Below are 22451 nucleotides of genomic sequence, written 5' to 3'. Positions count from 1 at the left end.
GCTCGCGATGCGCCGCGCGGGCGGCGCTCGATCTGATAGGCGCCAAACACCTTTCGACAGACACAAACAGGCGACACATAACCACCTTGTCAGCCTCGCCACCTGGCGCCACACTATCCCCCATGAAAACCCTCGCCCCGAGCTACCTCAAGCATCAGTTCCTGATCGCCATGCCGCACATGGCCGATCCGAACTTCGCCCAGACCCTCACGTATATCGTCGAGCACAACGCCAATGGCGCCATGGGCCTAGTGGTCAACCGCCCCCAGGAGCTGAACCTGGCCGACATTCTCGAGCAGCTGCGCCCGGACGAGGAACCACCTGCCAGCACCCTGCAGGTGCCGATCTACCAGGGCGGACCGGTGCAGACCGACCGTGGTTTCGTGCTGCACAGCAACGAATGCAGCTTCCAGGCCACCGTCGCGCTGGAAGGGCTGTCGCTGACGACCTCGCAAGACGTGCTGCTGGCCATCGCCGCAGGAGTCGGCCCGAAACAGAGCCTGATCACCCTGGGTTACGCCGGCTGGGAAGCGGGCCAGCTGGAAGCGGAGCTGACCGACAATGCCTGGCTCAACTGCCCGTTCGACCCGGAAATCATCTTCGGCCTGGCCAGCGACCTGCGTCTGGAAGCCGCAGCCGCCAGCCTGGGCATCAACCTCAGCCTGCTCACCAGCCAGGCGGGCCACGCCTGATGGCCGAGCTGCGCCTGCTGCTGGGCTTCGACTACGGCAGCAAACAGATCGGCGTGGCCGTGGGTCAGGTGATTACCGGCCAGGCCCGCGAGTTGTGCGTGCTCAAGGCGCAGAACGGCGTGCCGGACTGGAACCAGGTCGAGAAGCTGATCAAGGAATGGAAACCCGACGCCATCGTCGTCGGCCTGCCGCTGAACATGGACGGCACGCCCAGCGACATGAGCGAGCGCGCCGAGAAGTTCGCCCGCCGCCTCAATGGCCGCTTCAACCTGCCGGTGCACACCCACGACGAACGCCTGACCACCTTCGAAGCCAAGGGCGAGCAAATGGCCCGTGGCGGTCGCCACGGTAGCTACCGCGACAACCCGGTCGATGCCATTGCCGCCGCCCTGCTGCTGCAAGGCTGGCTGGAGGCCAACACTTAATCCGCTTTGCCGCCGGGTCAGCCCGGCGCCCCCAAGGAGCACGCAATGAGCCTACCCAACCCCGCCGACCTTATCCGGCAGATGGCTGTCGACCTTCGCGCCCACCTGGCCCGCCGCAACATCACCGAGCCGCGATTCATCGGCATCCGCACCGGTGGTGTCTGGGTCGCCCAGGCATTGCAGCAGGAAATGAGCGACGAAAGCCCCTTGGGCACACTTGACGTATCCTTCTACCGCGACGATTTCAGCCAGAACGGCCTGCACCCGCAGGTGCGCCCCTCGGAGCTGCCATTCGAAGTGGAGGGCCAGCACCTGGTGCTGATCGATGACGTGTTGATGAGCGGCCGCACCATCCGCGCCGCGCTCAACGAACTGTTCGACTACGGGCGCCCGGCCAGCGTGACGCTGGTGTGCCTGCTGGACCTGGATGCCGGCGAACTGCCGATCCGTCCCAACGTGCTGGGCGCCACCCTGTCGCTGGCCGCCCATGAACGGGTAAAATTGACCGGACCCGCACCGCTCGCCCTCGAGCGCCAGGACCTCGCCACCGCTTCCGCCCTTTAAGAGTCCCTCGCGATGACGCCAATCGACGCCAAGCGCCCGCTGCAGCTCAATGACCAGGGCCAGCTGCGCCACTTCCTCTCGCTCGACGGTTTGCCCCGCGAACTGCTCACCGAGATCCTCGACACCGCCGACTCGTTCCTCGAAGTCGGCGCCCGGGCCGTGAAGAAAGTCCCGTTGCTGCGCGGCAAGACCGTGTGCAACGTGTTCTTCGAGAACTCGACCCGTACCCGTACCACCTTCGAACTGGCCGCCCAGCGCCTGTCAGCGGACGTGATCAGCCTGAACGTGTCGACGTCCTCGACCAGCAAGGGCGAAACCCTGTTCGACACCCTGCGCAACCTCGAAGCCATGGCCGCCGACATGTTCGTCGTGCGCCACTCCGACTCCGGTGCCGCGCACTTCATCGCCGAGCACGTGTGCCCGGACGTCGCGGTGATCAACGGTGGTGATGGTCGCCATGCGCACCCGACCCAGGGCATGCTCGACATGCTGACCATTCGCCGCCACAAAGGCAGCTTCGAGAACCTGTCGGTAGCGATCGTCGGCGATATCCTGCACTCGCGCGTGGCCCGCTCCGACATGCTGGCGCTCAAGGCGCTGGGTTGCCCGGACATCCGCGTGATCGGCCCGAAGACCCTGATCCCGATCGGCATCGAGCAATACGGCGTGAAGGTCTACACCGACCTCGCCGAAGGCCTGAAGGACGTCGACGTGGTGATCATGCTGCGCCTGCAGCGTGAACGCATGGCCGGTGGCCTGCTGCCCAGCGAAGGCGAGTTCTACCGCCTGTTCGGCTTGACCACCGCGCGCCTGGCCGGTGCCAAGCCCGATGCCATCGTCATGCACCCGGGCCCGATCAACCGCGGCGTCGAGATCGAGTCGGCGGTGGCCGACGGCAAACACTCGGTGATCCTCAACCAGGTCACCTACGGCATCGCCGTGCGCATGGCCGTACTGTCCATGGCCATGAGCGGGCAGAACGCGCAACGTCAACTCGACCAGGAGAACGCCCAGTGACCCTCAGCATTCTTGGCGCCCGGGTCATCGACCCCAAGACCGGCCTGGACCAGGTTACCGACCTGCACCTGGACGGCGGTCGCATTGCCGCCATCGGCGCAGCCCCGGCCGGTTTCAGCGCCAGCCGCACGATCCAGGCCGATGGCCTGGTTGCTGCACCGGGCCTGGTCGACCTCGGCGTGTCCCTGCGCGAGCCGGGCTACAGCCGCAAGGGCACCATCGCCAGCGAAACCCGTGCCGCCGTGGCCGGTGGCGTCACCAGCCTGTGCTGCCCGCCGCAGACCAAGCCGGTGCTGGACACCTCGGCAGTGGCCGAACTGATCCTCGACCGCGCCCGTGAAGCCGGCAACAGCAAGGTCTACCCGATCGGCGCCCTGACCAAGGGCCTGGAAGGCGAGCAACTGGCCGAACTGGTTGCCCTGCGCGACACCGGCTGCGTGGCCTTCGGCAACGGCCTCAAGCAAATCCCCAACAACCGTACCCTGGCCCGCGCCCTGGAATACGCCGCCACCTTCGACCTGACCGTGGTGTTCCATTCCCAGGACCGCGACCTGGCCCAAGGTGGCCTGGCCCACGAAGGCGCCATGGCCAGCTTCCTCGGTCTGCCCGGCATCCCGGAGACGGCCGAGACCGTGGCCCTGGCGCGCAACCTGCTGCTGGTCGAACAGACCGGCGTGCGTGCGCACTTCACCCAGATCACCAGCGCCCGTGGCGCCCGGCTGATCGCCCAGGCCCAGCAGCTTGGCCTGCCGGTGACCGCTGATGTGGCCCTGTACCAGCTGATCCTCACCGACGAATCGCTGCGCGAGTTCTCCAGCCTCTACCACGTGCAGCCACCGCTGCGCACCGCCGCCGACCGCGACGGCCTGCGCGAGGCCGTGAAGTCGGGTGTGATCCAGGCCATTTCCAGTCACCACCAGCCCCACGAGCGCGATGCCAAGCTGGCCCCGTTCGGCGCCACGGAGCCTGGTATCAGCAGTGTCGAACTGCTGCTACCGCTGGCCATGACCCTGGTCGACGACGGCCTGCTCGACTTGCCGACGCTGCTCGCACGCCTGACCAGCGGCCCGGCTGCAGCCCTGCGCCTGCCGGCGGGTGAGCTGAAGGTGGGCGGCGCGGCCGACCTGGTGCTGTTCGATGCCAAGGCCTCGACGGTGGCGGGCGAGCAGTGGTTCTCGCGCGGCGACAACTGCCCGTTCATCGGCCACTGCCTGCCGGGCGCGGTGCGTTATACCTTGGTCGATGGGCATGTCTGCCACGAAGCCTGAGTAGGCCTTCCGGGCCCTATCGCCGGCAAGCCGGCTCCCTCAGTGGTTGCATTGCTGCAAATCCCTGTGGGAGCCGGCTTGCCGGCGATGAGGCCAGTGCAGGCAGACAGCAACCATTCATCCCCCCCGGTTGAAATCCTTCCCCCCACCCCCATATGAGTCTGCATCAGGCATTTTCGCCCCGCTGCGTGGAGACTCTCCCCTTGACCACCATCGTTTCCGTCCGCCGTCACGGCAAAGTCGTCATGGGTGGCGACGGCCAGGTATCCCTCGGCAACACCGTCATGAAAGGCAACGCCAAGAAAGTCCGTCGCCTGTACAACGGTGAAGTCATCGCCGGTTTCGCCGGTGCCACCGCCGACGCCTTCACCCTGTTCGAGCGCTTCGAAGCGCAACTGCAGAAACACTCCGGCCACCTGGTGCGCGCCGCCGTCGAGCTGGCCAAGGAATGGCGTACCGACCGTTCCCTGAGCCGCCTGGAGGCCATGCTGGCGGTCGCCAACAAGGACGCCTCCTTGATCATCACCGGCAACGGTGACGTGGTCGAGCCGGAAGACGGCCTGATCGCCATGGGCTCCGGCGGCGCCTTCGCCCAGGCCGCAGCCCGCGCCCTGCTGAACAAGACTGACTTGTCGGCGCGTGAAATCGCCGAGACTGCCTTGAACATCGCGGGCGATATCTGCGTGTTCACCAACCACAACCTGACCATCGAGGAGCAGGACCTGGCCGAGTGATCAGCTGTTTTGGCGCCCTGTCTCTGTGAGCAAAGAGCCGGTGATGGGGCTTTTCCACGCTGAGTAACTCTGTCCAAGGACCATTTTTGATCATGTCCATGACCCCCCGCGAGATCGTCCACGAACTCAACCGCCACATCATCGGCCAGGAAGACGCCAAGCGCGCCGTGGCCATCGCCCTGCGCAACCGCTGGCGGCGCATGCAGCTGCCTGCCGAGCTGCGTGTCGAAGTGACGCCGAAGAACATCCTGATGATCGGCCCCACCGGTGTCGGCAAGACCGAAATCGCCCGCCGCCTGGCCAAGCTGGCCAATGCGCCGTTCATCAAGGTCGAAGCGACCAAGTTCACCGAAGTGGGCTATGTCGGCCGCGATGTCGAATCGATCATCCGTGACCTGGCCGACGCCGCGATGAAGATGCTGCGTGAGCAGGAAATCGTCCGCGTGCGCCACCGCGCCGAAGATGCCGCCGAAGACCGCATCCTCGATGCCCTGCTGCCGCAGGCGCGGGTCAGCAGCTTCGCCGAGGAAGCCGCGCAGACCAGCTCCGATTCCAACACCCGCCAGCTGTTCCGCAAGCGCCTGCGCGAAGGCCAGCTGGACGACAAGGAAATCGAGATCGAAGTCGCCGAGAACACCGGCGTCGAGATCGCCGCGCCACCCGGCATGGAAGAGATGACCAACCAGCTGCAGAGCCTGTTCGCCAACATGGGCAAGGGCAAGCGCAAGGCCCGCAAGCTCAAGGTCAAGGACGCGCTGAAGATGGTTCGCGACGAAGAAGCGAGCCGCCTGGTCAATGAGGAAGAGCTCAAGGCCAAGGCGCTGGAAGCGGTCGAGCAACACGGCATCGTGTTCATCGACGAAATCGACAAGGTGGCCAAGCGTGGCAACGTCGGCGGCGCCGATGTGTCCCGCGAGGGCGTACAGCGCGACCTGCTGCCGCTGATCGAAGGCTGCACCGTCAATACCAAGCTGGGCATGGTCAAGACCGACCACATCCTGTTCATCGCCTCCGGCGCGTTCCACCTGAGCAAGCCGAGCGACCTGGTGCCTGAACTGCAGGGCCGTCTGCCGATCCGTGTCGAGCTCAAGGCACTGACCCCGGAGGACTTCGAGCGCATTCTGAAGGAGCCGCACGCGTCGCTGACCGAACAGTACTGCGAGCTGCTCAAGACCGAAGGGCTGAACATCGAGTTCAAGGCCGACGGCATCAAGCGCCTGGCCGAGATCGCCTACCAGGTCAACGAGAAGACCGAGAACATCGGTGCCCGTCGCCTGCACACCCTGCTGGAGCGACTGCTCGAAGAGGTGTCGTTCAGTGCCGGTGACCTGGCCAGCGCCCATGATGAAACGCCGATCCAGATCGACGCGGCATATGTGAACGGCCACCTCGGTGAGCTGGCGCAGAACGAAGACCTGTCGCGCTACATTCTGTAAGACCGCAGGGGCCGCTTTGCGGCCCCCTTGCACAATCCCCTGAATCTCTCGAAGCTTGCAACATCAGTTCACAAGAGATTTCCAGCCATGGCCCGCCTGCCCACCGCCATCAATTTGCACAAGGCTTCTAAAACCCTCAGCCTCACCTACGCCCCCGGCGAGGTCTACCACCTGCCCGCCGAATTCCTGCGGGTGCACTCCCCTTCCGCCGAGGTCCAGGGCCACGGCAATCCCATCCTGCAGTTCGGCAAGATCAACGTCGGCCTCACCGGCCTGGAACCTGCCGGCCAATATGCACTGAAATTGACCTTCGACGATGGCCATGACAGCGGCCTGTTCACCTGGGAGTACCTGGAACAGCTGTGCCTGCGCCAGGAACAGCTCTGGGACGAGTATCTCGACGAGCTGCACAAGGCCGGCAAATCCCGCGACCCCGCCGAGTCGGTCGTCAAGCTGATGCTCTAGCTCAGGCCTTCCAGCTTTTAGAGCGCATTTTCTAATCTCATCTGCTTGAATGCCCTACAGGCAGCTCGAAAATGGGCTGTCTTGCGCATTACTTGAAAGTCGGGTAACCAATGGTGCTGGCAAGATCCCTGCATCGTTTTATCAAGGCAATCAGGGCATGGTCGGTTTGTACAAGTCGCGAGCGAAAGCAGGCAGTCTTCCCACGCAGATTCCCCCGCAGCTCATCGCCGAATGCATCCGGCCCGCAGCACCGCTGTTTCTTATCACTGGTCACCCGAGTAGCAGTACCGGGCTGTCGTCTGTGCATGTGCCACAGCAAACCGGTACTCGTCTCAGGACAACGGAGCGTCGTAGATGAGTAGCAAGAACAACGATGAGTTGCAGCGGCAGGCCTCGGATAACACCCTGGGGCTGAACCCGGTCATTGGCATTCGCCGCAAGGACCTGCTGAGCTCAGCGCGCACCGTACTGCGTCAGGCCATGCGCCAGCCGCTGCACAGTGCCAAGCACGTGGCGCATTTCGGCCTTGAACTGAAGAACGTGCTGCTGGGCAAGTCCAGCCTGGCCCCGGCAAGCGACGATCGTCGTTTCGCCGACCCGGCCTGGAGCAAGAACCCACTGTACCGCCGCTACCTGCAAACCTACCTGGCCTGGCGCCACGAGCTGCAGGACTGGATCGGCAACAGCGACCTGTCGCCGCAGGACATCAGCCGCGGCCAGTTCGTCATCAACCTGCTGACCGAGGCGATGGCGCCGACCAACACCCTGTCCAACCCGGCAGCGGTCAAACGCTTCTTCGAAACCGGCGGCAAGAGCCTGCTCGACGGCCTTTCCAACCTGGCCAAGGACCTGATCGACAACGGCGGCATGCCCAGCCAGGTCAACATGGATGCCTTCGAAGTGGGCAAGAACCTCGCCACCACGGAAGGGGCGGTGGTGTACCGCAACGATGTGCTGGAACTGATCCAGTACGGCCCGATCACCGAACAGGTGCATGCCCGCCCGCTGCTGGTGGTTCCGCCACAGATCAACAAGTTCTACGTGTTCGACCTGAGCCCGGAAAAAAGCCTGGCGCGCTTCTGCCTGCGCTCGCAGCAGCAGACCTTCATCATCAGCTGGCGCAACCCGACCAAGGCCCAGCGCGAATGGGGCCTGTCCACCTACATCGATGCGCTCAAGGAAGCGGTCGACGCCGTGCTGGCGATCACCGGCAGCAAGGACCTGAACATCCTCGGTGCCTGCTCCGGCGGCATCACCTGCACCGCGCTGGCCGGCCACTACGCCGCTCTGGGCGAGAACAAGGTCAATACCCTGACCCTGCTGGTCAGCGTGCTCGACACCACCTTGAACACCGATGTGTCGCTGTTCGTCGACGAGCAGACGCTCGAATCGGCCAAGCGCCACTCCTACCAGGCCGGCGTGCTCGAAGGCAGCGACATGGCCAGGGTGTTCGCCTGGATGCGTCCCAACGACCTGATCTGGAACTACTGGGTCAACAACTACCTGCTTGGCAATGAGCCGCCGGTGTTCGACATCCTGTTCTGGAACAATGACACCACGCGCTTGCCAGCCGCCTTCCACGGCGACCTGATCGAACTGTTCAAGAACAACCCGCTGACCCGCCCCAATGCCCTGGAAGTGTCCGGCACGGCCATCGACCTGCAGAACGTCAAGTGCGACATCTTCAGCGTTGCCGGCACCACCGACCACATCACCCCGTGGCAATCGTGCTACCGCTCGGCGCACCTGTTTGGCGGCAAGATCGAGTTCGTGTTGTCCAACAGCGGCCACATCCAGAGCATCCTCAACCCACCGGGCAACCCCAAGGCGCGCTTCATGACCGGTGCCGACCGCCCAGGCGACCCTGTCGCCTGGCAGGACAATGCCGACAAGCACGCCGATTCCTGGTGGCTGCACTGGCAGACCTGGCTGGGCGAGCGGGCGGGCGAGCTGAAGAAGGCGCCCACTCGCCTGGGCAACCGCGCCTACGCCGCAGGCGAGGCGGCGCCAGGTACCTACGTTCACGAACGTTGAGCAGTAACGCCGTGGCCGCCCGACGGCGCGCCACGGTGCTTATGGACACCAAAGAGTCACACGCATGCCGCAACCCTACATTTTCAGGACCGTCGAGCTGGATGAACAATCCATCCGCACCGCCGTGCGTCCGGGCAAGCCACACCTGACGCCACTGCTGATCTTCAACGGCATCGGCGCCAACCTGGAGCTGGTATTTCCGTTCATCGAAGCGCTGGACCCGGACCTGGAGGTGATCGCCTTCGATGTGCCGGGCGTGGGCGGGTCTTCCACCCCGCGCCACCCCTATCGCTTTCCCGGCCTGGCGAAGCTGACCGCGCGCATGCTCGACTACCTGGACTACGGCCAGGTCAACGTCATCGGCGTGTCCTGGGGCGGCGCCCTTGCCCAGCAATTCGCCCATGACTACCCGGAGCGCTGCAAGAAGCTGGTGCTGGCGGCCACGGCAGCCGGCGCAGTGATGGTGCCGGGCAAGCCCAAGGTGCTGTGGATGATGGCAAGCCCGAGGCGCTATATCCAGCCATCCCATGTCATTCGCATTGCCCCGCTGATCTATGGCGGTGGCTTTCGCCGCGACCCGGACCTGGCCATGCACCACGCGGCCAAGGTGCGCTCCGGCGGCAAGCTGGGCTACTACTGGCAGCTGTTCGCAGGCCTGGGCTGGACCAGCATCCACTGGCTGCACAGGATCCAGCAGCCAACCCTGGTCCTGGCCGGCGACGACGACCCGCTGATCCCCTTGATCAACATGCGCCTGCTGGCCTGGCGAATTCCCAATGCCCAGCTACACATTATCGACGACGGCCACCTGTTCCTGATCACCCGGGCCGAAGCCGTCGCGCCGATCATCATGAAGTTTCTCCAGGAAGAACGTCAGCGCGCGGTCATGCATCCGCGCCCCGCCTCCGGCGGTTGATAGTCGCTGCCCGCGAATCTGGTAAGACGAGGGAGTGTTGCCATGAAAGAAAAACCGGAACGAGGAACGACAACGCCTCCCGCCGCCAGCATGAACGTGCAGAACGCCATCCTCGGCCTGCGCGGCCGCGACCTGATATCGACGCTGCGCAGTGTCGGACGCCAGAGCCTGCGCAACCCATTGCACACGGCGCGCCACCTGCTGGCCCTGAGCGGTCAGCTGGGCCGCGTGATGCTGGGCGACACGCCTTATCAGCCGAGTCCGCGCGACAGCCGCTTCAACGATCCCACGTGGAGCCAGAACCCCTTCTACCGGCGCAGCCTGCAGGCCTACCTGGCCTGGCAGAAGCAGACCCGCCTGTGGATCGAGGACAGCCACCTCACGGACGACGACAGGGCCCGCGCGCACTTCCTGTTCAACCTGCTCAACGATGCCCTGGCGCCCAGCAACTCGCTGCTCAACCCCTTGGCGGTCAAGGAGCTGTTCAACACCGGTGGGCAGAGCCTGGTACGCGGTGTGGCGCACCTGCTCGACGACTTGCGGCACAACGATGGCCTGCCCCGCCAGGTCGACGAACGCGCCTTTGAAGTGGGCGGCAACCTGGCGGTGACCCCCGGCGCGGTGGTGTTTCGCAATGAGTTGCTGGAGCTGATCCAGTACAAGCCGATGAGCGAGAAACAGCACGCTCGCCCCGTGCTGGTGGTGCCCCCGCAGATCAACAAGTTCTACATCTTCGACTTGCAGCCGAGCAACAGCTACGTCCAGTACATGCTCAAGAGTGGCTTGCAGGTGTTCATGGTCAGCTGGCGCAACCCTGACCCACGCCACCGCGAATGGGGCCTGTCGAGCTACGTGCAGGCTTTGGAAGAAGCGCTCAACGCCTGCCGCAGCATCAGCGGCAGCCGCGACCCGAACCTCATGGGTGCCTGTGCCGGCGGCCTGAGCATCGCCGCCCTGCAAGGTCACCTGCAGGCCAAGCACCAGTTGCGCCGGGTGCGCAGCGCCACCTACCTGGTGAGCCTGCTCGACAGCCAGTTCGAAAGCCCGGCCAGCCTGTTCGCCGACGAGCAGACCATCGAGGCCGCCAAGCGCCGCTCCTATCAGCGCGGGGTGCTCGATGGCGCCGAGGTGGCGCGCATCTTTGCCTGGATGCGGCCCAACGACCTGATCTGGAACTACTGGGTCAACAATTACCTGATGGGCAAGACGCCACCTGCGTTCGACATCCTCTACTGGAACGCCGACAGCACGCGCCTGCCGGCCGCCCTGCATGGCGACCTGCTGGACTTCTTCAAGCACAACCCGCTGACCCACCCGACCGGACTGGAAGTGTGCGGCACGCCCATCGACCTCAGGCAGGTCGACCTGGACAGCTTCACCGTGGCCGGCAGCAACGACCACATCACGCCGTGGGATGCGGTGTATCGCTCGGCCTTGCTGCTGGGCGGCGAGCGGCGTTTCGTGCTGGCCAACAGCGGTCACATCCAGAGCATCATCAACCCGCCTGGCAACCCCAAGGCCTACTACCTGGACAACCCCAGGATGTCGGGCGACCCGCGCGCCTGGTTCCACGACGCCAAGCGCAGCGACGGCAGCTGGTGGCCCTTGTGGCTGGAGTGGATCACGCCGCGCTCCGGCCCGCTCAAGGCCCCGCGCCTGGAGCTGGGCAACGCCACCTATCCACCGCTGGGCCCCGCGCCAGGCACCTACGTCCTGACCCGATGAGCACACTTGCCCGGATGAAAACCCGCGACCGTATCCTCGAATGTGCCCTGCAGCTGTTCAACCAGCAGGGCGAACCCAATGTCTCGACCCTTGAGATCGCCAACGAACTGGGGATCAGCCCCGGCAACCTCTACTACCACTTCCACGGCAAGGAGCCGCTGGTGCACGGCCTGTTCGAGCGTTTCGAAGAGTCGCTGATGCCCTTGCTCGACCCACCGCTGGACGTGCGCCTGAGTGCCGAGGACTACTGGCTGTTCCTGCACCTGATCGTCGAGCACATGGCGCAGTACCGTTTCCTGTTCCAGGACTTGTCGAACCTGACCGGGCGTCTGCCCAAGCTGGCCCGTGGCATGCGCAGCCTGATCAATGGGCTCAAGCGCACGCTGGCGGCGTTGCTGGCCAGCCTCAAGAGCCAGGGGCAGGTGGTCAGCGAAACCCAGGCACTGGGGCAGCTCGTGGAACAGATCACCCTGACGCTGATGTTCTCGCTCGACTACCAACGCGTGCTCGGGCGCGAGGGCGATGTGGGGGTGGTGGTGTACCAGGTGATGATGCTGGTGGCGCCGCATCTGCAGGAAAAGCCGCGAGAGGCCGCGCAGCAGTTGGCGCAGCGATATCTGGAGGGCTGAAGGCCCCATCGCCGGCAAGCCGGCGATGGGCGCGACGCGACCTTAGATCAGCGTGGCCGTGACCGGTGCCGAAGGTGCGCTGCTGACCGGAGCCGCGCTTGGCGCCGGTGCTGCAGTAGCAGCCGGGGCGGCACTGGCAGCAGGGGCTGCCGGTTTGGCAGCGGCAGGCTTGGCCGCAGCTTTCTTCACCGCAGGCTTCTTCGCAGCAGCCGGCTTGGCAGCTGCAGGCTTGGCTGCAGGTTTGGCCGCAGCCGTCTTGGCCGCAGGCTTGGCAGCCGCCTTGGCCAATGGCTTGGCCGCAGTCTTGCTGGCAGCCGGCTTGGCGGCGGCGCGCGAAGAAACCGGCGTCACCGAAGCGCCGGTCAGCTTCTCGATCTGCTTGGTCAGGCTGTCGACCTGCTGGTGCAGGGCCTTGATCTCGTTGCGGCTTGGCACGCCAAGGCGCGAGATGGCGCTGTTCAGGCGCTTGTCGAAGGCCTCTTCGAGCTCGCTCCACTTGCCCAGCGCACGGTCTTTCACGCCAGAGACGCGGGAAGTGGTCGAGGACTTGGCGGTTTCGGCCACGTCTTCGGCGGTCTTCTTCGCCTGCTTCTCGGCCTTCTCGCCATCCTTCACCAGCGACTCGAACAGCTTCGGACCGTCCTGGTCGACCTTGGAGTAGATACCCAGCCCTGCCAGCCAGATCTTGCGGGAGTACTTCTCGATCCCGCCGATCCAGGAGCTGCCTTCTTTCTCGAAATTCTTCTTGCCAGCCATCCTGCTCTCCTTATGGTTTGTGCGCGACACGCTCGAGCAGCTCGTGCAGCTGTTCAAGCTTGATGGACAACGCCTCAACGTCATGTTTAGACGGAATGCCAAGGCGATTCAAGGCGCGACCGACCCGTGCGTCGAAAGCCTTTTCGATCTTGTCGAGCTGAAGCTCGACCTTGCCACGCACACGGCTGACTTCCTGGGTAGCTTCGTCGATCTGGTTGTTGGCAGCAGCGAGCTCTTTGTCGATCTGCTTCTTGCCACGTTTTTCGACACCTTCACCGGCTTTTACCAGCTCCTGGAAATACTCGGAGCCTTCCTGGCCAACGCGTGCATACGCGCCGATACCGGCCAGCCAGATCTTGCGCGCGTAGCCGCGCACCTCGCCCAGCGTGCTCTGGGCGTCATCCTTTTTCTTCACATTCACTTTGGCCATGCTCTGTACCTCATGCTCATGAGTGGAGGGAGGAACCGCCCATGGAGGTTGGGCTTGGAGCATAAGGTAGGCGGGGGAATTAGAATCTTCACCCTAAGATGACCGCGCTGCACTATCTACCGCAATCGCTTCAGGCTGGCAATACAGCATTCGGCTCCTACATCGACTGGAGCTTTTAACAGCATGTCCTCCACTCCTCAAACCAACTCCTTCAGACAAATGGTAGCCGCTCGCTTCGCCGATCGGCCTCGCTTGCGCAGCGTTCTCGCTCGCGTCGCCTTCGAGGCGATCGTCGAACGTTATCCCTGGACCCGGGAAAACCATCCGCTGCTGCAGTCCGCGCAAGGCCTGACCATCCTCCACGCGGCCGTAGGCAACCAACCGGCGCGGCAAAGTGGCCTTGTGGATACTCTGCTCGCGCACTTTCTCAACGGCCGAGACATGGCACTCACGCCTTCGGACCAACTGAGCCTGACACCACCACAGGTGTTCCGTCCACAAGACCACAACCCCGCCATCGACCTGGACATGGACGTGTTAAACCAGGTCTTCAACGATCGGCTGTCCACCTTGAGCGAAGCTTTCGGGCAAGCGCAGATCAGCTTCTGGAGTGGCAGTAGCGCAAGCGCCGAGGTATCCCCCCTGCGCTGGATCGAACAGTTGCTCAAGGCGGCCCTGCTCGACAGCATCGAGCGCCAGGGACTGTCAGGCGCTGACAAAGCGCTGTTGTATGGCCTGGTCAAAGCGACCGACGGCAGCGCTGGCGTACATGCTCTGCAGGTTTCACTCAACGATGCCCCATTGGTATTGGCAGACCTGCTCATCATCGCGCCTTCGGTCAACCGCCAGCGACTGCTTTGGTGCACACCTGGCGGTAGCGTTCGCGGTTTCGACACCCAGGCTGATTTCGCCAGTGCCCTGCGTAACACCCTCGCCGACCGCTATGCATTCGACCGCCTGGCGTGGACGCATACGGCGCTGCAGACGCCGGCATTCGCCTATCAGGCGAGGCAATTGCTCAATGCTGTGCTGCAGCGTCTTGCCCGTATCCAGCGGGGCGCCCTCGACGACGTCGCTGCGCTGGAGGCCGCCTTCGATCAGCTGAGCGACCCCTCGTTGGCATTCCCGGACTGCTCGCGTCCACTCTCCCAGGCTCCCAATATTCCTTTGCCACAATGGCTGTCCGACAGCGATCCGACCGACCGCTTCCAGTACCAAAGCGCATTGCTGGGACTGGCCGCGAACCAGGCAGCAGTTCAAGGCACCAGCTCGATGGATGACATCGAAAGCCTGCAGCAGTACACCGCCCGGCGTCTGCGCGAGCAGATGCAGGCAGACCACCCAGGCCGGCCGCTGCCGGATCCCGACCGGCTGCTGATCAGCATTTCGCAGCGCGTGCAGGTCTCTTCCAGCGGGCCCTGGGAACTGCAGTTTGTCAGGGCCATCAGCCTCACTGAACTGGCAATCTCGCGCTTGCAGCCAAGTAGCCAGGAGGTGGCCTCGGCCTTCCACGGTATGGACGAAGAGGCCTTCGAAACGTGGATGAACCTCGAATACCTCAACAGCCTGATCCAAAGCGTGGATGTCGGCGGCCGCTATCCGCACTATGTTCATGCCCAGTTACTGGACCTGACCACACTGGCCACGCGCACCAGGCGATTTGCCGAAGAATGGCGCAGCGCCCTGCTGTTCAGCGCCCTCGAGGCGAAGATCCAGGGCCACCTGGATGAGCGCAGCTGGCAGGCGCTGGCCGACGTTTGCGGTGGTGCACCCCATTCGCCCATACGCCTTGCGCCGTTGGCATTCAGGCGAGTCAGGGGCTTCCCCGGCAGCGACCAGGCACATGGCATGTACCTGATCGAACTCCCCGCCACCCGCTCCTGGGTACTCTACCGCCCCTTGATTGTCGAACAGACAGTCCTGGAGTTTGCAAGCCTGGATCAGTTGATGCAGGGCATCCGCGCCACAGGGGACCTGCAGCGCAGCATTCTGACCTGGCTGGATGACGATGCCCGGCCGGTCTATGACAATGACGGTTTCAACCGCCCGCATTTGCACCCTGGCATGACCGAACTGGCCGCCCTGCTCGGCCCCGGGGCGATCATGACTTACGAGGCCTTGGAGCGACTACGCCTGCCCGTCGAGCTGGCTGTCAGGCCATGGTCAGGCGACCTGGATGCGCACCTCTACAACGACAAGGCCCAAACCCTGATCCTGTTGGCGTCGCGCCAGAGTCTCTCAAACGCCCAGCAGCGCTGGGCGGTGGTCGTGCAATGCACATGGCTGGCATTCAATACGGTCACGGTGCTACTGCGCGGCCCGGCTGCCACGCTGGTATGGCTGGCGGTCACCCTGTTCAGCCTGAAGAACGACCTGGCGACACTGACACACGGATCGACCGAAGAGCGAGTGCTCGCCACCACGGACCTGCTGCTCAACCTCGCCATGCTGCTGGCACACGGCCCGCAGGTGGCAGACCCAGCACCGATCTCCGCCGAGCGACCGGTGCTGCGCAGCGTCGGGCCTGCAGCGCCCCCCAGACCCGCTACGCTGTCCATCAGCCTCTGGAGCAACGACCAGCGGCTGGGCAACCTGCCTTCCGAGGCCCGAGCCGCGCTCGTCGAGTTGCGTGCGACCACACGCTTGGACGGGCACGCAGCACAAGCCAGCGGTCGCTTGCGGGGGCTGTTCAAGGTCGACGAGCGTTACTACGTGAAGTTGCAGGATGTCGCCTACGAAGTGGAGGAGTCCTGGAACGGCATACGGATCCTCGGGCCGGACACCAGCAAAGGGGAATGGGTCGAACAAGGCGGCCAGCCGGATGGCTATCGCATCATCGGGCGTGAGCGTCGCATGGGACCGTGGATCACGCGCTGGAATGGCGAATGGATGATCGACCTCAGCCTGGCAGGTGGTATGCCCAGAACCCGCCAGAGTGTCAGGGAAGACAATTTCAAAGCCTTCGCCGAGCTGCAGGCGGCCAGGACACGCAACGATGAAACCCTGCTGAAACATGAAAAAATCATCGACAGCAACCTCGACGCCATCAAACCCTACGACGAGTCATCCAAGGCCTTGAGAGCAATACTCAAGGAATACCCGGATATTGCGCGAGAGGCACTGCCCGACGCGGTGCAGACGCGGATGACAGCATTGCATGGCCTGCGCAAGGCACTGCGCGACAGGTTCCTGATCCTGGCGCTCACTTACGAAAAGCAGGCCGAGGTATTGGCATCGCAAGTAGACCTGTTCGCCCGCATGAGTGAGGTCCGCTTTCGCAGGTTCGACCCCAGCAGCAAGGCGGCCTACGCCCATGGCCAATGGTGGGAGATGCTGCTCAACAGTGACGTCCAGGCCTTCCACCGCTTGCTCGACATGACCGACTATCCGTTGCTGCAGGAGCAGTCGCGGGCACTGATCAAACTGCCATTCGGCGATGAGCAGGCACGCCTTTCGCTGGCCTTCCGCGACAATTTGAAGACCGCGCTGGCGGCCCACAAACGCATCCTGTCAGTCAGCCTGCGCCTTGACCGCAACCTGAGCAAAGCCCTGCAGGACAGCCGCATCCAGTTCGAGAACAAAGTGGCGAAAATCGAAAAGATCATTGCCCAGCGCAACTACTCGACCGTGATCACCAGTGCCCAGGTCCTCAGCGACCTGACCCAGTTACTGATCAAGCGAGACCTGCTGACCGCCGAAAGTTTCGACGAGCTCCTGCGCCTACAGGCAGACCTGCGCAACCGCGACTTCCAAGAGGCCATGCTGAGCCACGATGGCCTCGCGGCGGCCGACCTGCCATTGGCGGAGCAGGTAGATATTCTCAACAACGCGCTACGCGAATACCAGACTTCACTGGGCAAAGCCTGTTTCCTGCTTGTCCTGAACGACCCGGCCGTGGATGACGCCTGCGTGACAGACTACATTCATGAACTGAGTGCCCTGAAGGGCATGGCCGAACGCGATCTGAGCCGTGCATTGCACGACAGCGAGACCGGAGCCGTCGTGCCCCGCAAACAAGCGACCTACCGCGTGCCAGGCGGCAAGCGAAAGCTGATCCGTACGACACACGGCAAGACTATCCTCGCCGAGCAGCAGCAGGACGACACCCACGCCGTGCAGCACGACCCGGTGACCGATCAACCGGTCACCCAGTATCGGCTTGACGGTGAACGGTGGCAGTACGTGACGCCCACGGCCACACCTCGCGGTAGCGCCTATCTGCATCGCATCGGCGAAGGGCTGTTGGCACGCCAGGACGCCAAGGTGGCCCTGGCCTCCCGCTACTCGGACGAACCCAACAGCCTGGCCGACCTGATGGACTGGCACATCGAGGACATGCTCGACATCGCGCAGCAATTGCGCGCTGGCCCGCCAGCCGATCAGCCATTGGCAGCCCGGCTGGAACAGGCCATGGCGGGCATGCAGGCAGAAAAGCGCCGCCTTCTGACCGATGCCTATTTCGGTACCCGCCACCCGGACAGCAAGGCCTTGCGCTACCTGTTCGATGAAGGGCAGATCGAGATTGGCTTGGCCAGATCGCGTAAACGCCTCAGGGCCGATGACTATCTGGACGTTTACACGGTCAATCGCATTCAGCCCAGACAGCCGCTCTGGGAGGCGCACTTTCACTACACCAATGCTCAGGACAACCCACGTGCCTTTGCCAAAGGCCACCTGAAACTGTGCGAGCCGCGCTCGATGAGCCGGGACGAACAGCTGCAACGCTCACTCGACCCCGCAGAGCAGATACGCATTTACCGGGGCGACCTGCGCCTGGGACAGATCGAGGGGCTGATCCCGTTCCCTGCCGAATGAGCGTGACGGGCGTCAGGCCAGCGCTTTGTCCAGCGCCCGTTCTATCTCGCCCTTGATGGTGCCGCTCATCATCGACAGCATCATGCCCAGCTTCAGCTCGACGCGAATGCTGTCTTCGCCGATGTGGACGCTGCCGTTGGCACCGCTGCGGGTCACGTCGACGCGGTCCCCGTTCCAGGTGGCCTTGAGGTCGTATTCGCGGCTGAGCTTGTCGACCAGCGCCTCGGCCTTGGCACGGGCGGCTTCGCGGCCGAGGGAGTGTTTGCGTTCGACGCTGATCTGGGTCATGCGGGTGATCCTGGGTATGTAGACATGATCGGCATTATGCCCGCCCCCGCCCCACGGCACACCCCGCCAAGACAAATCCGCCCGTTCGCCCTAGAATGGGCGGTAATTTTTTCCGGTGAAGCGATATGAACGACCAGCGCAAAGGCGACCACGCCGAACCCACCACGCATTTTGGCTATCAGGATGTGCCCGAGAGCCAGAAGGCGAAGAAAGTCGCCGAAGTCTTCCATTCGGTAGCTGCCAAATATGACCTGATGAACGACGTGCTTTCCGGCGGCATGCACCGCCTGTGGAAGCGCTTCACCATCGAGCTGTCGGGCGTGCGCACCGGCAACCGGGTACTGGACATCGCTGGCGGCACCGGCGACCTGGCCGCCAAGTTCTCGCGCCTGGTCGGCCCGACCGGGCAAGTGGTGCTCGCCGACATCAACGAATCCATGCTCAAGGTAGGCCGTGACCGCCTGCTCGACCGTGGCGTTGCCGGCAACATCGAGTTCGTCCAGGCCGACGCCGAGAAGCTGCCGTTCCCCGACAACCACTTCGACTGCGTGACCATCGCCTTCGGCCTGCGCAACGTCACCCACAAGGACGAAGCCATCCGCTCGATGCTGCGCGTGCTCAAGCCGGGTGGCCGTCTGCTGGTGCTGGAATTCTCCAAGCCGACCAACAAGCTGATGTCCAAGGCCTACGACGCCTACTCGTTCGCCTTCATGCCGCTGGCCGGCAAGCTGATCACCAATGACTCGGAAAGCTACCGTTACCTCGCCGAGTCGATCCGCATGCACCCCGACCAGGAAACCCTCAAGGCCATGATGGTCGATGCCGGCTTCGACCGCGTCACCTACCACAACATGACCAGCGGCATCGTCGCCGTGCACCGGGGAATCAAGCCCTGATGCTGCTGGCAGGGCTGCTCGCCAGCATCGAACATGGCCTGAACCGCGTCCTGCGCATGGACAGCACGGCACTGCCGCGCCTGGCCGCGCTCGAAGGCAAGGTCATCGAGATCGATTGCCGCCAGCCTGCCCTGCAGGTGTTCATCCTGCCCGATGAAGAAGGCCTGATGCTCGCCGCCCACTGGGAAGGCGAGGTCGATTGCAGCCTGCGCGCCCCCGCTGGCAGCCTGCTGCAACTGGCCGTGGCCAAGGACAAGACCGGCGTGCTGCACACCCCGCAGGTCGAGCTGCATGGCGACAGCGCCGTGCTGCTGGACCTGTTCGCAGTCCTCCAGGACCTGGAGCTGGACTGGGAGCACGAGCTGCAGCGCTGGCTCGGGCCGGTCGCCACGGCGCTGCTGGCCGGGCATGTGCGCCTGCGCGCGCGATGGACCCGCCAGGGCCTGGCAAGCTTCACGCAGAACCTGTCCGAATACCTGGCCGAAGAATCACGCACCCTGGTGGGCAAGCGCGAAGCCGAAGCCGCCTTCAGTGAGCTCGATGGCCTGAAGGTCGATATAGAACGCCTCGAGGCGCGCCTGCAGCGCCTCTCCCGATCCCTTGATACCAGCGATAACGCATGAAGCTGCTCGCCGTCCGCCGTCTCTTCCGCATCCAGCGCGTGGTGATCCGCTACCGTCTCGATGACCTGCTGTTCGAACTGCCGCTGCCCTGGTGGCTGATGTCCCTGCGCCTGCTCATGCCCTGGCGCTGGTTGCCGCGCAAGCCCTCGGAGCTCAGTCGTGGCGCACGCCTGCGCCTGGCCTTGCAGGACCTGGGGCCGATCTTCATCAAGTTCGGCCAGTTGCTGTCGACCCGCCGCGACCTGCTGCCCACCGACATCGCCGATGAGCTGATGCTGCTGCAGGACCGCGTGCCGCCGTTCGACCCGCAGCAGGCCGTGGCATTGATCGAGGCACAGCTTGGCGCCAAGGTGGGCGAAGTGTTCAACCGCTTCGACGTCGAGCCACTGGCCTCGGCCTCGGTGGCCCAGGTACATGCCGCACGCCTCAAGACTGGCGAAGAGGTGGTGGTCAAGGTGGTGCGCCCGGGCCTGAAGCCGGTGATCGCCCAGGACCTGGCCTGGCTGTTCCTGATCGCCAAGGCCGCCGAGCGGGCCTCGGCCGATGCCCGTCGCCTGCACCCGGTGGAGATCGTCGGCGACTACGAAAAGACCATCTACGACGAACTCGACCTGCTGCGCGAGGCGGCCAACGCCAGCCAGCTGCGGCGCAACTTCGAAGGCTCGGAGCTGATGTACGTGCCGCAGGTGTACTGGGACCACTGCCGGCCCAAAGTGCTGGTGATGGAGCGCATCTACGGCGTGCCGGTCACCGACATGGCGACCCTGGCAGACCAGCGCACCGACATGAAACTGCTGGCCGAACGCGGTGTGGAGGTGTTCTTCACCCAGGTGTTCCGCGACAGCTTCTTCCATGCCGACATGCACCCCGGCAACATCTTCGTCAGTACGGTCAAGCCGTGGAGCCCGCAGTACATCGCCATCGACTGCGGCATCGTCGGCAGCCTCACCGCCGAGGACCAGGACTACCTGGCGCGCAACCTGATCGCCTTCTTCAAACGTGACTACCGCCGCGTCGCCCAGTTGCACATCGACTCGGGCTGGGTACCGGCGCATACCAAGGTCAACGAGTTCGAAGCGGCGATCCGCACCGTGTGCGAGCCTATCTTCGAAAAGCCGTTGAAGGACATTTCCTTCGGTCAGGTGCTGATGCGCCTGTTCCAGACGGCCCGGCGCTTCAACATGGAAGTCCAGCCGCAGCTGGTGCTACTGCAGAAGACCCTGCTCAACATCGAAGGCCTGGGCCGCCAGCTGTACCCCGACCTCGACCTGTGGAGCACCGCCAAGCCCTTCCTGGAACGCTGGATGCGCGACCGCATGAGCCCCAAGGCCGTGCTCGGCAACATCTACAGCCAGGCCGAGCAGTTGCCGCACCTGGCCGGCATGACCCGCGACCTGCTCGAACGCCTGTCGCAGCCGCATCTGCAGGACCCGCCACTGCCGGAGCGGCGCCGCACCCAGGGCGACCGTTGGGCGCTGCGCCTGCTCGGTGCCGGTCTGCTCGGTGGTGGTGCGGTACTGGCCACGGGGGCTGCCGAAGCCGCCAGCCTGGCCGCCCCGGCCGCCTGGCCTGCGTGGCTGATGCTGGCCGGCGGCCTGTACCTGATCGTGCGCCAATAGCCAGCCGCGCTGCTGGCTGGCACACTAGCGCAAAGGGCCCGGCACAGGAGCGGGCCCGGTTTTGGAGTCGACGATGAAAGACTGGCTGGACGAGATCAAGTGGAGCAGCGACGGCCTGGTGCCGGCGATCGCCCAGGACCACAAGACCGGGCGCGTACTGATGATGGCCTGGATGAACCGCGAATCGCTGGCGCTGACTGCCGCCGAGCAACGCGCCATCTACTGGTCGCGTTCGCGTGGCAAGCTGTGGCGCAAGGGCGAGGAGTCCGGGCATGTGCAGAAGCTGCACGAAATGCGCCTGGACTGCGATGCCGACGTGATCATCCTGATGGTCGAACAGCTTGGTCATATCGCCTGCCATACCGGCCGTGAAAGCTGCTTCTATCGCGTCTTCGAAGACGGCCAGTGGAAAACCGTCGACCCGGTGTTGAAAGACCCGGATGCCATCTACAGCGCAGGACACTGACATGAGCGACACCCTCAACCGCCTGGCCGAAGTACTCGAAACGCGCAAGCAGGCAGCGCCCGACAGCTCCTACGTGGCCAGCCTGTACCACAAGGGTTTGAACAAGATCCTGGAGAAGCTCGGCGAAGAGTCGATCGAGACCATCATTGCCGCCAAGGATGCCGCGGTCAGCCAGGATTACAGCGATGTCATCTACGAAACCGCCGACCTGTGGTTTCATAGCCTGGTCATGCTCAGCGCGCTGGGCCAGCATCCACAAGCCGTACTCGATGAACTGGAGCGGCGTTTCGGCCTCTCCGGGCATGATGAAAAGGCCGCGCGTCAGCCGTCGGCCTGACCGAACAGCATCCTAGGAGAGCACCATGGGTATTTTTGACTGGAAACACTGGATCGTCCTGCTGGTTGTCGTGGTCCTGGTCTTCGGCACCAAGAAGCTGAAGAACCTCGGCGGCGACCTGGGCGAATCGATCAAGGGCTTCCGCAAGGCCATGAACGACGAAGAAACCAAGCCGGCTGAACAGACCCCGCCGCCTGCCCAGCCGATTCCGCCGGTACAGACCACCCAGCAGCAAGCCGCAGCGCCGCAAGCGCAAGGCCACACCATCGAGGGCCAGGCCCAGCCGGTCCAAGAGCCGCAGCGGAAAGACTGACCC

Annotated in this window: 22 protein-coding genes; 19 read left to right on the top strand and 3 right to left on the bottom strand. The window is 64.1% G+C overall.

Annotation, left to right across the window (positions count from 1 at the left end; genetic code table 11):
- Window positions 1-122 precede the first annotated feature (122 nt).
- The 12 genes from PPL01S_RS01455 to PPL01S_RS01400 all read left to right on the top strand — a co-directional run bounded on the left by PPL01S_RS01455 (window position 123) and on the right by PPL01S_RS01400 (window position 11905).
- The gene (locus PPL01S_RS01455; protein ID WP_016395340.1) at window positions 123-692 is read left to right on the top strand and encodes a YqgE/AlgH family protein; all 570 of its coding nucleotides are present in this window, start codon (window positions 123-125) and stop codon (window positions 690-692) included.
- Window positions 692-1117 (top strand): Holliday junction resolvase RuvX, encoded by a 426-nt coding sequence (ruvX, locus tag PPL01S_RS01450; RefSeq protein WP_023378332.1) that lies wholly within the window; start codon window positions 692-694, stop codon window positions 1115-1117. Before PPL01S_RS01455 ends, ruvX begins: the two co-directional genes overlap by 1 nt.
- A 45-nt stretch (window positions 1118-1162) precedes the next feature.
- On the top strand, window positions 1163-1681 hold the full coding sequence (pyrR, locus tag PPL01S_RS01445) for a bifunctional pyr operon transcriptional regulator/uracil phosphoribosyltransferase PyrR (RefSeq protein WP_016395342.1): 519 nt from the start codon (window positions 1163-1165) through the stop codon (window positions 1679-1681).
- Window positions 1682-1693: 12 nt separating this feature from the next.
- On the top strand, window positions 1694-2698 hold the full coding sequence (locus PPL01S_RS01440) for an aspartate carbamoyltransferase catalytic subunit (protein ID WP_016395343.1): 1005 nt from the start codon (window positions 1694-1696) through the stop codon (window positions 2696-2698).
- A complete protein-coding gene (locus PPL01S_RS01435) occupies window positions 2695-3966 on the top strand; it encodes a dihydroorotase (RefSeq protein WP_028625092.1) in 1272 nt (423 codons plus the stop codon). Before PPL01S_RS01440 ends, PPL01S_RS01435 begins: the two co-directional genes overlap by 4 nt.
- 203 nt (window positions 3967-4169) lie before the next feature.
- Entirely contained in the window at window positions 4170-4700 is a 531-nt protein-coding gene (gene hslV / locus PPL01S_RS01430; RefSeq protein WP_016395345.1) for an ATP-dependent protease subunit HslV, read from the top strand.
- Window positions 4701-4792: 92 nt separating this feature from the next.
- Window positions 4793-6136, top strand: coding sequence for an ATP-dependent protease ATPase subunit HslU (gene hslU, locus PPL01S_RS01425; protein WP_016395346.1), 1344 nt, complete (start codon window positions 4793-4795; stop codon window positions 6134-6136).
- Between the two features lie 87 nt (window positions 6137-6223).
- Window positions 6224-6601: a gamma-butyrobetaine hydroxylase family protein gene (locus PPL01S_RS01420; RefSeq protein ID WP_028625091.1), complete on the top strand. Its 378-nt coding sequence runs from the start codon at window positions 6224-6226 to the stop codon at window positions 6599-6601.
- Between the two features lie 354 nt (window positions 6602-6955).
- Window positions 6956-8635, top strand: a complete 1680-nt coding sequence (gene phaC / locus PPL01S_RS01415) for a class II poly(R)-hydroxyalkanoic acid synthase (protein WP_016395348.1) — start codon at window positions 6956-6958, stop codon at window positions 8633-8635.
- Window positions 8636-8699: 64 nt separating this feature from the next.
- On the top strand, window positions 8700-9551 hold the full coding sequence (gene phaZ / locus PPL01S_RS01410; RefSeq protein ID WP_016395349.1) for a poly(3-hydroxyalkanoate) depolymerase: 852 nt from the start codon (window positions 8700-8702) through the stop codon (window positions 9549-9551).
- Between the two features lie 42 nt (window positions 9552-9593).
- Window positions 9594-11276 carry a class II poly(R)-hydroxyalkanoic acid synthase gene (gene phaC / locus PPL01S_RS01405; RefSeq protein WP_016395350.1) on the top strand — a complete coding sequence of 561 codons (1683 nt, stop codon included), beginning with the start codon at window positions 9594-9596 and terminating at the stop codon, window positions 11274-11276.
- Between the two features lie 14 nt (window positions 11277-11290).
- Window positions 11291-11905 (top strand): TetR/AcrR family transcriptional regulator, encoded by a 615-nt coding sequence (locus tag PPL01S_RS01400; RefSeq protein WP_016395351.1) that lies wholly within the window; start codon window positions 11291-11293, stop codon window positions 11903-11905.
- Window positions 11906-11947: 42 nt separating this feature from the next.
- Here the strand turns inward: PPL01S_RS01400 and PPL01S_RS01395 are convergent, their stop codons facing one another.
- Together PPL01S_RS01395 and PPL01S_RS01390 are read right to left on the bottom strand one after the other, a co-directional pair.
- A complete protein-coding gene (locus PPL01S_RS01395; protein WP_016395352.1) occupies window positions 11948-12661 on the bottom strand; it encodes a phasin family protein in 714 nt (237 codons plus the stop codon).
- A 10-nt stretch (window positions 12662-12671) separates the two neighbouring features.
- Window positions 12672-13091: a phasin family protein gene (locus PPL01S_RS01390; protein WP_016395353.1), complete on the bottom strand. Its 420-nt coding sequence runs from the start codon at window positions 13089-13091 to the stop codon at window positions 12672-12674.
- Between the two features lie 252 nt (window positions 13092-13343).
- Here PPL01S_RS01390 and PPL01S_RS01385 point away from each other — a divergent pair, with 252 nt between their 5' ends.
- Window positions 13344-17906: a dermonecrotic toxin domain-containing protein gene (locus PPL01S_RS01385; protein WP_248694062.1), complete on the top strand. Its 4563-nt coding sequence runs from the start codon at window positions 13344-13346 to the stop codon at window positions 17904-17906.
- A 12-nt stretch (window positions 17907-17918) separates the two neighbouring features.
- On the opposite strand, the gene PPL01S_RS01380 is transcribed toward PPL01S_RS01385, so the two are convergent.
- Window positions 17919-18194, bottom strand: coding sequence for a polyhydroxyalkanoic acid system family protein (locus PPL01S_RS01380; protein ID WP_016395355.1), 276 nt, complete (start codon window positions 18192-18194; stop codon window positions 17919-17921).
- Window positions 18195-18319: 125 nt separating this feature from the next.
- On the opposite strand from PPL01S_RS01380, the gene ubiE reads away from it, so the two are divergent.
- The 6 genes from ubiE to PPL01S_RS01350 all read left to right on the top strand — a co-directional run bounded on the left by ubiE (window position 18320) and on the right by PPL01S_RS01350 (window position 22448).
- Window positions 18320-19090: a bifunctional demethylmenaquinone methyltransferase/2-methoxy-6-polyprenyl-1,4-benzoquinol methylase UbiE gene (gene ubiE, locus PPL01S_RS01375; protein ID WP_016395356.1), complete on the top strand. Its 771-nt coding sequence runs from the start codon at window positions 18320-18322 to the stop codon at window positions 19088-19090.
- Complete coding sequence (locus PPL01S_RS01370) at window positions 19090-19713, top strand: ubiquinone biosynthesis accessory factor UbiJ (protein ID WP_016395357.1); 624 nt, start codon at window positions 19090-19092, stop codon at window positions 19711-19713. Before ubiE ends, PPL01S_RS01370 begins: the two co-directional genes overlap by 1 nt.
- On the top strand, window positions 19710-21332 hold the full coding sequence (gene ubiB, locus PPL01S_RS01365) for a ubiquinone biosynthesis regulatory protein kinase UbiB (protein WP_016395358.1): 1623 nt from the start codon (window positions 19710-19712) through the stop codon (window positions 21330-21332). The genes PPL01S_RS01370 and ubiB overlap by 4 nt, the downstream gene beginning before the upstream one ends.
- Before the next feature lie 73 nt (window positions 21333-21405).
- Entirely contained in the window at window positions 21406-21798 is a 393-nt protein-coding gene (hisI, locus tag PPL01S_RS01360) for a phosphoribosyl-AMP cyclohydrolase (RefSeq protein ID WP_016395359.1), read from the top strand.
- 1 nt (window position 21799) lies between these two features.
- Window positions 21800-22135, top strand: coding sequence for a phosphoribosyl-ATP diphosphatase (locus tag PPL01S_RS01355; RefSeq protein WP_016395360.1), 336 nt, complete (start codon window positions 21800-21802; stop codon window positions 22133-22135).
- Window positions 22136-22160: 25 nt separating this feature from the next.
- A complete protein-coding gene (locus PPL01S_RS01350) occupies window positions 22161-22448 on the top strand; it encodes a twin-arginine translocase TatA/TatE family subunit (RefSeq protein ID WP_016395361.1) in 288 nt (95 codons plus the stop codon).
- Window positions 22449-22451 lie beyond the last annotated feature (3 nt).

It is taken from the genome of Pseudomonas plecoglossicida NBRC 103162 = DSM 15088 (assembly GCF_000730665.1).
In the GTDB taxonomy this organism is placed as follows: domain Bacteria; phylum Pseudomonadota; class Gammaproteobacteria; order Pseudomonadales; family Pseudomonadaceae; genus Aquipseudomonas; species Aquipseudomonas plecoglossicida.
Note: the sequence above shows the minus strand (reverse complement) of the source record. Positions and strands in the feature narration are given on the sequence as shown.

Excerpts from the sequence above, each read along its gene's own strand:
- hslU (WP_016395346.1), top strand. The coding sequence starts at position 4,793 with ATGTCCATGACCCCCCGCGAGATCGTCCACGAACTCAACCGCCACATC.
- PPL01S_RS01355 (WP_016395360.1), top strand. The coding sequence starts at position 21,800 with ATGAGCGACACCCTCAACCGCCTGGCCGAAGTACTCGAAACGCGCAAG.
- pyrR (WP_016395342.1), top strand. The coding sequence starts at position 1,163 with ATGAGCCTACCCAACCCCGCCGACCTTATCCGGCAGATGGCTGTCGAC.
- PPL01S_RS01440 (WP_016395343.1), top strand. The coding sequence starts at position 1,694 with ATGACGCCAATCGACGCCAAGCGCCCGCTGCAGCTCAATGACCAGGGC.
- phaZ (WP_016395349.1), top strand. The coding sequence starts at position 8,700 with ATGCCGCAACCCTACATTTTCAGGACCGTCGAGCTGGATGAACAATCC.
- ruvX (WP_023378332.1), top strand. The coding sequence starts at position 692 with ATGGCCGAGCTGCGCCTGCTGCTGGGCTTCGACTACGGCAGCAAACAG.
- phaC (WP_016395348.1), top strand. The coding sequence starts at position 6,956 with ATGAGTAGCAAGAACAACGATGAGTTGCAGCGGCAGGCCTCGGATAAC.
- PPL01S_RS01455 (WP_016395340.1), top strand. The coding sequence starts at position 123 with ATGAAAACCCTCGCCCCGAGCTACCTCAAGCATCAGTTCCTGATCGCC.
- hisI (WP_016395359.1), top strand. The coding sequence starts at position 21,406 with ATGAAAGACTGGCTGGACGAGATCAAGTGGAGCAGCGACGGCCTGGTG.
- PPL01S_RS01390 (WP_016395353.1), bottom strand. The coding sequence starts at position 13,091 with ATGGCCAAAGTGAATGTGAAGAAAAAGGATGACGCCCAGAGCACGCTG.
- phaC (WP_016395350.1), top strand. The coding sequence starts at position 9,594 with ATGAAAGAAAAACCGGAACGAGGAACGACAACGCCTCCCGCCGCCAGC.
- PPL01S_RS01420 (WP_028625091.1), top strand. The coding sequence starts at position 6,224 with ATGGCCCGCCTGCCCACCGCCATCAATTTGCACAAGGCTTCTAAAACC.
- PPL01S_RS01380 (WP_016395355.1), bottom strand. The coding sequence starts at position 18,194 with ATGACCCAGATCAGCGTCGAACGCAAACACTCCCTCGGCCGCGAAGCC.
- ubiB (WP_016395358.1), top strand. The coding sequence starts at position 19,710 with ATGAAGCTGCTCGCCGTCCGCCGTCTCTTCCGCATCCAGCGCGTGGTG.
- PPL01S_RS01350 (WP_016395361.1), top strand. The coding sequence starts at position 22,161 with ATGGGTATTTTTGACTGGAAACACTGGATCGTCCTGCTGGTTGTCGTG.
- ubiE (WP_016395356.1), top strand. The coding sequence starts at position 18,320 with ATGAACGACCAGCGCAAAGGCGACCACGCCGAACCCACCACGCATTTT.
- PPL01S_RS01370 (WP_016395357.1), top strand. The coding sequence starts at position 19,090 with ATGCTGCTGGCAGGGCTGCTCGCCAGCATCGAACATGGCCTGAACCGC.
- PPL01S_RS01400 (WP_016395351.1), top strand. The coding sequence starts at position 11,291 with ATGAAAACCCGCGACCGTATCCTCGAATGTGCCCTGCAGCTGTTCAAC.
- PPL01S_RS01395 (WP_016395352.1), bottom strand. The coding sequence starts at position 12,661 with ATGGCTGGCAAGAAGAATTTCGAGAAAGAAGGCAGCTCCTGGATCGGC.